6 protein-coding genes are annotated in these 7,496 nt (G+C 39.2%); 5 read left to right on the plus strand and 1 reads right to left on the minus strand.

Annotation, left to right across the window (positions count from 1 at the left end; genetic code table 11):
* Positions 1 to 285: 285 nt before the first annotated feature.
* From lipA to MWU82_RS18675, 3 genes are all read left to right on the plus strand, one after another.
* Positions 286 to 1,161 carry a lipoyl synthase gene (gene lipA / locus MWU82_RS18665; RefSeq protein WP_215948688.1) on the plus strand — a complete coding sequence of 292 codons (876 nt, stop codon included), beginning with the start codon at positions 286 to 288 and terminating at the stop codon, positions 1,159 to 1,161.
* Between the two features lie 69 nt (positions 1,162 to 1,230).
* Complete coding sequence (gap, locus tag MWU82_RS18670; RefSeq protein WP_247097536.1) at positions 1,231 to 2,241, plus strand: type I glyceraldehyde-3-phosphate dehydrogenase; 1,011 nt, start codon at positions 1,231 to 1,233, stop codon at positions 2,239 to 2,241.
* On the plus strand, positions 2,238 to 4,457 hold the full coding sequence (locus MWU82_RS18675; RefSeq protein ID WP_247097537.1) for a response regulator: 2,220 nt from the start codon (positions 2,238 to 2,240) through the stop codon (positions 4,455 to 4,457). Before gap ends, MWU82_RS18675 begins: the two co-directional genes overlap by 4 nt.
* 3 nt (positions 4,458 to 4,460) lie before the next feature.
* On the opposite strand, the gene lpxK is transcribed toward MWU82_RS18675, so the two are convergent.
* Positions 4,461 to 5,465, minus strand: coding sequence for a tetraacyldisaccharide 4'-kinase (gene lpxK / locus MWU82_RS18680; RefSeq protein ID WP_247097538.1), 1,005 nt, complete (start codon positions 5,463 to 5,465; stop codon positions 4,461 to 4,463).
* A 49-nt stretch (positions 5,466 to 5,514) separates the two neighbouring features.
* Between lpxK and MWU82_RS18685 the strand changes: the two genes are divergently transcribed.
* Together MWU82_RS18685 and MWU82_RS18690 are read left to right on the plus strand one after the other, a co-directional pair.
* Positions 5,515 to 6,609, plus strand: a complete 1,095-nt coding sequence (locus MWU82_RS18685) for a Nif3-like dinuclear metal center hexameric protein (RefSeq protein ID WP_247097539.1) — start codon at positions 5,515 to 5,517, stop codon at positions 6,607 to 6,609.
* A 2-nt stretch (positions 6,610 to 6,611) separates the two neighbouring features.
* Positions 6,612 to 7,391 carry a C4-type zinc ribbon domain-containing protein gene (locus MWU82_RS18690; RefSeq protein WP_031444911.1) on the plus strand — a complete coding sequence of 260 codons (780 nt, stop codon included), beginning with the start codon at positions 6,612 to 6,614 and terminating at the stop codon, positions 7,389 to 7,391.
* The last annotated feature ends 105 nt before the right edge of the window (positions 7,392 to 7,496 follow it).

Here is a 7,496-nt window from a genome sequence, read left to right on the forward strand (position 1 = left end):
TTGGCAGAAGCAAAGTTCAATTGAACAAAGGTGCCAGGACGTTGGAAGATGAAAAGAATAAACCTTCAATTCCCAACTAATACAGCTAACCTTCTTCAGACAGACTTCCGCCCCTTATATATTGTCCCGTGTACCAGGTCCAATATCTTTTACTGCCTTCCCTGCCCCTTATAAAAAACCCATTAAATTTACGCTGACACCAGATAGACTTTGGCATTCCCATACTTTGCCGTCATTTGGTATTTTAACTATAACCCATTTCGTATATTTGCACAAAATCATAGTATGAGTATCGAAACTATAGACAGTGTCATCCCCCCAAAAGGCAAACCCAAATGGTTACGGGTAAAACTTCCAACAGGCAAAAAATACACCCAGTTAAGGGGCTTGGTGGACAAGTATAACCTTCATACCATATGTACCTCGGGCAGTTGTCCAAATATGGGCGAATGTTGGGGAGAAGGTACCGCCACTTTTATGATTTTAGGAAATGTTTGCACCCGTTCCTGTGGATTTTGCGGTGTAAAAACAGGGCGACCTGAAGATGTAGATTGGGCAGAGCCGGAAAAAGTGGCCAGATCCATTAAAATAATGGACATAAAACATGCCGTTATCACTTCTGTGGATCGTGACGACCTAAAAGATATGGGTTCCATTATATGGGCCGAAACAGTGAAGGCCATACGAAGAATGAACCCCAATACTACATTGGAGACATTGATTCCAGATTTTCAAGGTATCCATACCCATTTAGATCGAATCCTTGCTGTTGGGCCCGAAGTAATCTCCCACAATATGGAAACCGTAAAACGATTAACAAGGGAGGTCCGCATACAGGCAAAATATGAAAGAAGTCTTGGCGTCCTTTCCTATTTAAAAGAGCACGGTGCCAACCGCACCAAGTCGGGAATAATGTTGGGACTTGGCGAATTGGAGGAAGAGGTAATCCAAACCATGGAGGACCTTAGGGCGGCCAATGTAGATGTGGTCACTATAGGCCAATATCTGCAGCCTTCCAAAAAACATTTACCGGTAAAGGAGTTTATTTTACCGGACCAGTTCAAGAAATATGAAGAAATAGGTCTAAAATTAGGCTTTAGGCATGTAGAAAGCGGGGCTTTGGTCCGTTCATCGTACAAGGCACACAAACATATAAAGTAAGTACCCCTTACACCCCATATCTAGAATATCAATCCGTAATTATGCGGATAAATTGGCTTGACCCTTTTTATGAAACAAATTAATATTGGTATTAACGGCTTCGGTAGAATTGGCCGTACCCTATTTAGACTTCTTAGCGAGCAAGCTCATTTAAGAGTGGTGGCCATAAACGATTTGGCAGATGCACCTACACTATCCCATTTACTAAAATACGATAGCATCCACGGGGTATTTCAAAAAGAAGTATCCCACAGCGGCGAAAACATAATCGTAGAAAATAATAAGGTCGCCCTATTAAATCACAGTTCACCCAAAGACATTCCTTGGTCCGATCATAAAGTTGATATTGTTGTTGAGGCCACTGGGAAGTTCAAGGATAGGGCTATCTTGGAGCATCACATAAAAAATGGGGCGAAAAAGGTTATTCTTAGTGTACCTCCAAACGAAGATGACATAAAGATGGTGGTATTTGGAATAAACCATGAAACCCTGGTCCAATCAGATGACATTATTTCCAACGCCTCCTGTACCACAAACAATGCCGCGCCAATGATCAAGGTAATTCAAGATCTTTGCGGAATAGAGCAGGCCTATATAACCACTATCCATTCTTATACCACGGACCAAAGTCTGCACGACCAACCGCATAAGGATTTAAGAAGGGCCAGGGCAGCTGCACAATCCATTGTCCCTACCACAACAGGAGCGGCCAAAGCCTTAACCAGAATATTTCCGGAACTATCCGATGTTATTGGAGGTTGTGGCATAAGGGTTCCAGTACCCAATGGCTCTTTGACCGACATCACTTTTAATGTTAAAAGGCAGACCACCATAGAAGAAATTAATGATGCTTTTCTGAAAATATCGCAAAAAGAACTTAAAAACATTCTATATTACACAAAAGACCCCATAGTTTCTATTGATATAAACAATACTTACTACTCTTGTACGTTTGATTCTCTGATGACTTCTGTAATCGGCAAAATGGTTAAAATCATTGGATGGTATGATAACGAAACCGGGTACAGTAGCAGAATTGTAGATTTAATTAACTATATTATAAGTAAACGATACGTTTGAGACCTATATTCTTACATATAAATTTAGGTAGAAAATTGTGGCTCCTAACGGTTCTATTGTTTTTTTACTTTAGTCATTCCTATACCCAGGAAAACAAAGCTGCGGGGAAGGATATAGAATATCATTTTGACAAAGCGAGGGAATTGGGCAATAAGAATAAAATAGAACCTGCCCTTGAGGAGCTGAATACCGCAATGGAAATTGCCTTTAAGAACAATGACCAAAAGGCCCTGATAGACACCTATCACAAATTCGCCATTTTATATTTACGCCTGCAGAAGGATGATAGTGCGGAATATTATGCGGACAGATCAAAATCACTTTTAAAAGATATTTCCTATCCTTATGGGGAGGCCACCCATAAATACATAGATGCCATTATTTCCTATAGGGACGGTAAAAATTTCTTGGCCATCTCTATGCTGAACGAAGCAAAACAGATCAACAACGACAGAAATTTACTGAACAATATTCTTTTTGTAGAGGGAATTATTTTTTTAAACCTGGAAAAATACGAAAGTGCCACAAAGAATTTCAATGCCCTGGCCGTAAATACGGACATCTACGAGAAGGACTACCTGGCCGCCAAGGCACATATAAAATTGGCAGAGATCCACAACAGAACGGAAAATTACGAGGAGAGCATTAAAAATGCCCAAGACGCTTTAAAATTGGCCAAGGCGAACAATTTTTATCTAGAAGTACTGGAGGCCAATAGGCTACTAACAGAGACCAATGAAAAACTTGGGCTTTTTGAATCCGCCCTGTCCTACAACAGAAATATAGTGAACATCAAGGACTCTATATTTACCCTAGAGAAAAGTTTAGCGGAAACCAAAACGGCAGATAACATCCAAACAAAATTTATGAAGGATGAAATTGGTCGACAGGAAGCCAAGATAGAAGAACTTAACCAATCCAAAAATAGAACGGAAATAACGGCAATCTTAACTGCTGCCTTTTTAATAGTAATTTCCATACTGGCCATTTCGCTTTACCGGAACAACCAGATCAAGTTAAAGACAAACGATCTATTACACACCAAGAACAATGAACTTCAGGCTGCAAGGGATGCTGCGGTAATGGCTATGGAGGCCAAAACCAATTTCCTTTCCACGGTAAGCCACGAATTGCGAACACCACTTTATGCGGTCACCGGTCTAACACATTTATTACTGGAAGAAAACCCTAGTGAAAATCAAAAAGAACATCTAAAATCGTTGAAGTTTTCTGGGGACTACCTATTAAATTTCATTAATGACATTCTTCAGATCAACAAAATTGACGCTGACAAGTTGGAAGCCCTTCAAATAGATTTCAATCTTAAAAAGGTACTTTCGGAAGTCATAAATTCCTTGCATCAAAGTGCCAAGGCCAACAAAACAAAAATTGTACTGGAATTTGACGAGGATATTCCGTCCCACCTTTTGGGCGATCCCCTTAAACTTTCCCAAATTTTTATAAACCTTATCGGCAACGGTATAAAATTCACCAAGGGAGGTGAAGTTACGGTCATAGCCAAGCTTGCCAAAAAAGTAGAAGAAAATCTGACCATTTATTTTGAAGTAAAGGATAATGGTATTGGTATTGATAAAGAAAGACAGCTTACCATTTTTGACAGTTTTGAACAGGGCTCTATACAAATTAACAGGGAATACGGAGGTACCGGTCTAGGTTTGACCATTGTAAAAAGCTTGTTGGGCCTATTTGGTAGTAAAATTGGGCTTAAGAGTGAAATAGGCAAAGGGAGTTCCTTTTTCTTTGAGTTGGATCTAAAAAGCAAGGATGATCTTATTGATGATATCCCCTTCGAAATAACTGAGGTGGAATACGATTTTACAGGGCTCCATATATTGATTGTGGAGGATAACAAAATCAACCAGGTGATTACGAAGAAAATGCTGAACAAGAAGGAAATAACCTGTGATATTGCCAACAACGGACTGGAAGCCGTGGCCATGGTGAGAAAAACGGATTACGACTGTATCCTTATGGATATCCATATGCCCGGAATTAGTGGTGAAGAGGCTACTATTGAAATTAGAAAGTTCAATAGATTGGTACCTATTATAGCCCTTACGGCAATTTCCTTGGATGACAGTTTGGAAAGTTTTTATGCTGCAGGTTGTAACGACGTAGTTACTAAACCCTTTAAACCAGAGGTATTCTATTCAAAAATTGGAGAGAACATCTTTGATGTGAAAAAAAAAAATTGAAGCCTAAGGAGCCTTAATGCTTTCACCCATCAAATTCAACAGTACCTTTTCGCCCCCATTCATGAATTTGTGCCGTATCCCTATATAGTGTAGGTCTTTTATTTTGCCTTCCAACCGTACATAATCCTTTTCCGTGGTAAGTACCATTTCCTTGGTATTGAACAAGGCTATTTCCTTTTCCGTAAAAAAATGGTGGTCAGGGTAGGCCAAATGCTCAAACTCAATTTCTTGACTACTTAGGAAGCTTAGCAACTGTTTTGGATTTGCTATCCCTGTCACCAAAGTCACTTTTCTATTTTTAAGTTCGGCCAAGTCTATTTCCCCTGAGCTACCTTTTAATGTTGTTTCATACTCCAAAAAGCTAAAAACTACCCTCTGACTTGGGCCGGGATTTAATTTTTTCCGGATTCTCTGTTGCTCGGCCTCGCTCAAATTTGATGGGCACTTGGTAACAACAATTATATTGGCCCTCTTTGCTTCCCTTTTGCTATCCCTCAAATTCCCGCTAGGTAAATACCAATCATCTACATATAAATTGGAATAGGAAGTTAATAGCACATATTGGTTACACCTTACTTTTCTATGTTGAAAGGCATCATCCAACAAAATAATATCGGGCCCTACGGTTTCCTCCAATATGGAAATACCATTCTGCCTGTCCGCATCCACCGCTACAAAGGCTTTGGGGAATTTCTTATAGATCTGAAAGGGTTCGTCCCCTAAATCCTCTACCCCTATACCAGGTTTGGCCAACAAATAGCCTTTGGATTTTCGACCATAACCCCTACTTAAAACCGCTATTCTACCCTGCTCTTTAGCATTGGCAACAAAAAACTCTATCATTGGGGTTTTACCGGTACCCCCTACACTCAGGTTCCCAACACAAATGGTCTTGGTCCCAAAGGCTTTGGAAGGCAATAGCCCTAGGTCATAAAGATAATTGCGCAGATATACCACCAGGGCGTATATCAATGAAATGGGAAAGCCTAATTTTCTTAGTAGCTGCATTAGAACGAAAATATAATATTTTATCTTTGGAAGACCATAAATTTTAAAAATGATCATAAAACAAGTTATAGATACCCTAGAGGAGTTGGCGCCACTTAATTATGCCGAAGATTTTGACAATGTAGGACTTTTGGTGGGGAATGCCAAGAACGAGCTAAGCGGTATCCTTGTAACACTGGACACTTTAGAAAATGTAGTGGAGGAAGCTATTGCAAAAAAATGCAATCTAATAGTTAGTTTCCACCCTATTATTTTTGGAGGGTTAAAAAAAATAACCGGCTCCAACTACGTACAAAGGGTAGTAATAAAGGCTATTAAACACGACATAGCCATATACAGTATGCACACTGCCCTGGACAACTGCAACAAAGGAGTTAACGCCAAAATCTGCGAGGTTTTGGGACTACAGGATACAAGCATTCTAATCCCACAGAAGGGCACCATTAGAAAATTGACAACCTATGTTCCCAAAGTGAATGCCGACGCCCTTAAAACCGCTCTATTCCAAGCTGGAGCAGGTAATATTGGCAATTATAGCAATTGCAGTTTTACGGTAGATGGCATTGGGAGCTACCAGGCCAATGCGGGAGCCAATCCCTATTTGGGAAAAATTGGGGAAACCCATTATGAGGACGAATCCCAGATAAGCGTTACCTATGGCAGGGCAAATGAACAGAAAATTTTGAAAGCCCTTTTTAACAACCATCCCTATGAAGAGGTTGCCTACGAGATACAAACTTTGGAAAATAAAAACCAAAATATTGGCATGGGCATGATAGGAAATCTGGAAAAATCGATGGGCGAAGAGGAATTTTTTGAATTTTTGAAGAAAAAAATGAATGTTTCCTGCATAAGACACTCAGATTTTCTAGGAAAAAAAATAAAGAAAGTTGCACTTTTGGGAGGAAGCGGATCCTTTGCCATATCTGCCGCAATAGCCGCCAATGCTGATATTTTTGTGACATCGGACTTAAAATATCATCAATTCTACGAAGCAGAAGGCAAAATACTTTTAGCAGATATTGGGCACTATGAAACAGAGCAGTTTACAAAAAATCTCTTAGTTGATTATCTTACGAAAAAAATTCCTAATTTTGCAGTCTCTTTATCGGAGAGCAAAACAAATCCCATCAAGTATTTTTAAATATGGCAACAAAGACAGAAACAACAGTAGAAGAAAAGTTAAGAGCACTATATGATTTGCAATTAATTGATTCTAGAGTTGATGAGATAAGAAATGTTAGAGGAGAACTTCCTCTAGAAGTAGAAGATTTGGAAGACGAGGTACTTGGCCTTAAAACAAGAATGGATAAGCTTAAAACCGATGTTGAAACTATTAACTACGAGATAGGCGCCAAGAAAAATCTTATTGATGAAGCCAAAGTCTTGATCAAAAAATATGCGGAACAACAAAAGAACGTCCGCAATAGCAGGGAATTTAATTCTTTGACCAAAGAAGTAGAATTTCAGGAACTTGAAATTCAATTGGCCGATAAGAATATTAAAGAATTTAAAGCCCAAATAGAGCAGAAAAAAGAGGTTATAGCCACTACCAAAGAACGATTAACCGAAAGGGAATTGCACCTTAAGCACAAAAAAAGTGAATTGAACGCTATTTTGGCAGAAACCGAAAAGGAAGAAAAAGCCCTTTTGAAAAAATCGGAAGAGTACCAATCCCAAATTGAGGAGCGCTTGGTAAAGGCTTACAATAGAATCCGAAATAACGTAAAAAACGGTTTGGCAGTAGTTCCTATTGAAAGAGGTGCTTCAGGAGGATCTTTCTTTACCATTCCACCGCAGGTTCAGGTTGAGATTGCATCACGCAAAAAAATCATTAGCGACGAACACAGTGGAAGAATTTTGGTAGACCCAGTTTTGGCTGAAGAGGAACAAGAAAAAATGCAAAAGCTTTTTTCTAAATTATAGAAAAAACGACCTGAGTCGTCCTAAAATAGGTTGACGGTTTTTAAAGAATATATATTAGACCTGTGAATTTAACTTCACAGGTTTTTTGTTATGTATAAAATTAGG

It is taken from the genome of Arenibacter sp. S6351L (assembly GCF_023016025.1).
GTDB classification, from domain to species: domain Bacteria; phylum Bacteroidota; class Bacteroidia; order Flavobacteriales; family Flavobacteriaceae; genus Arenibacter; species Arenibacter algicola_B.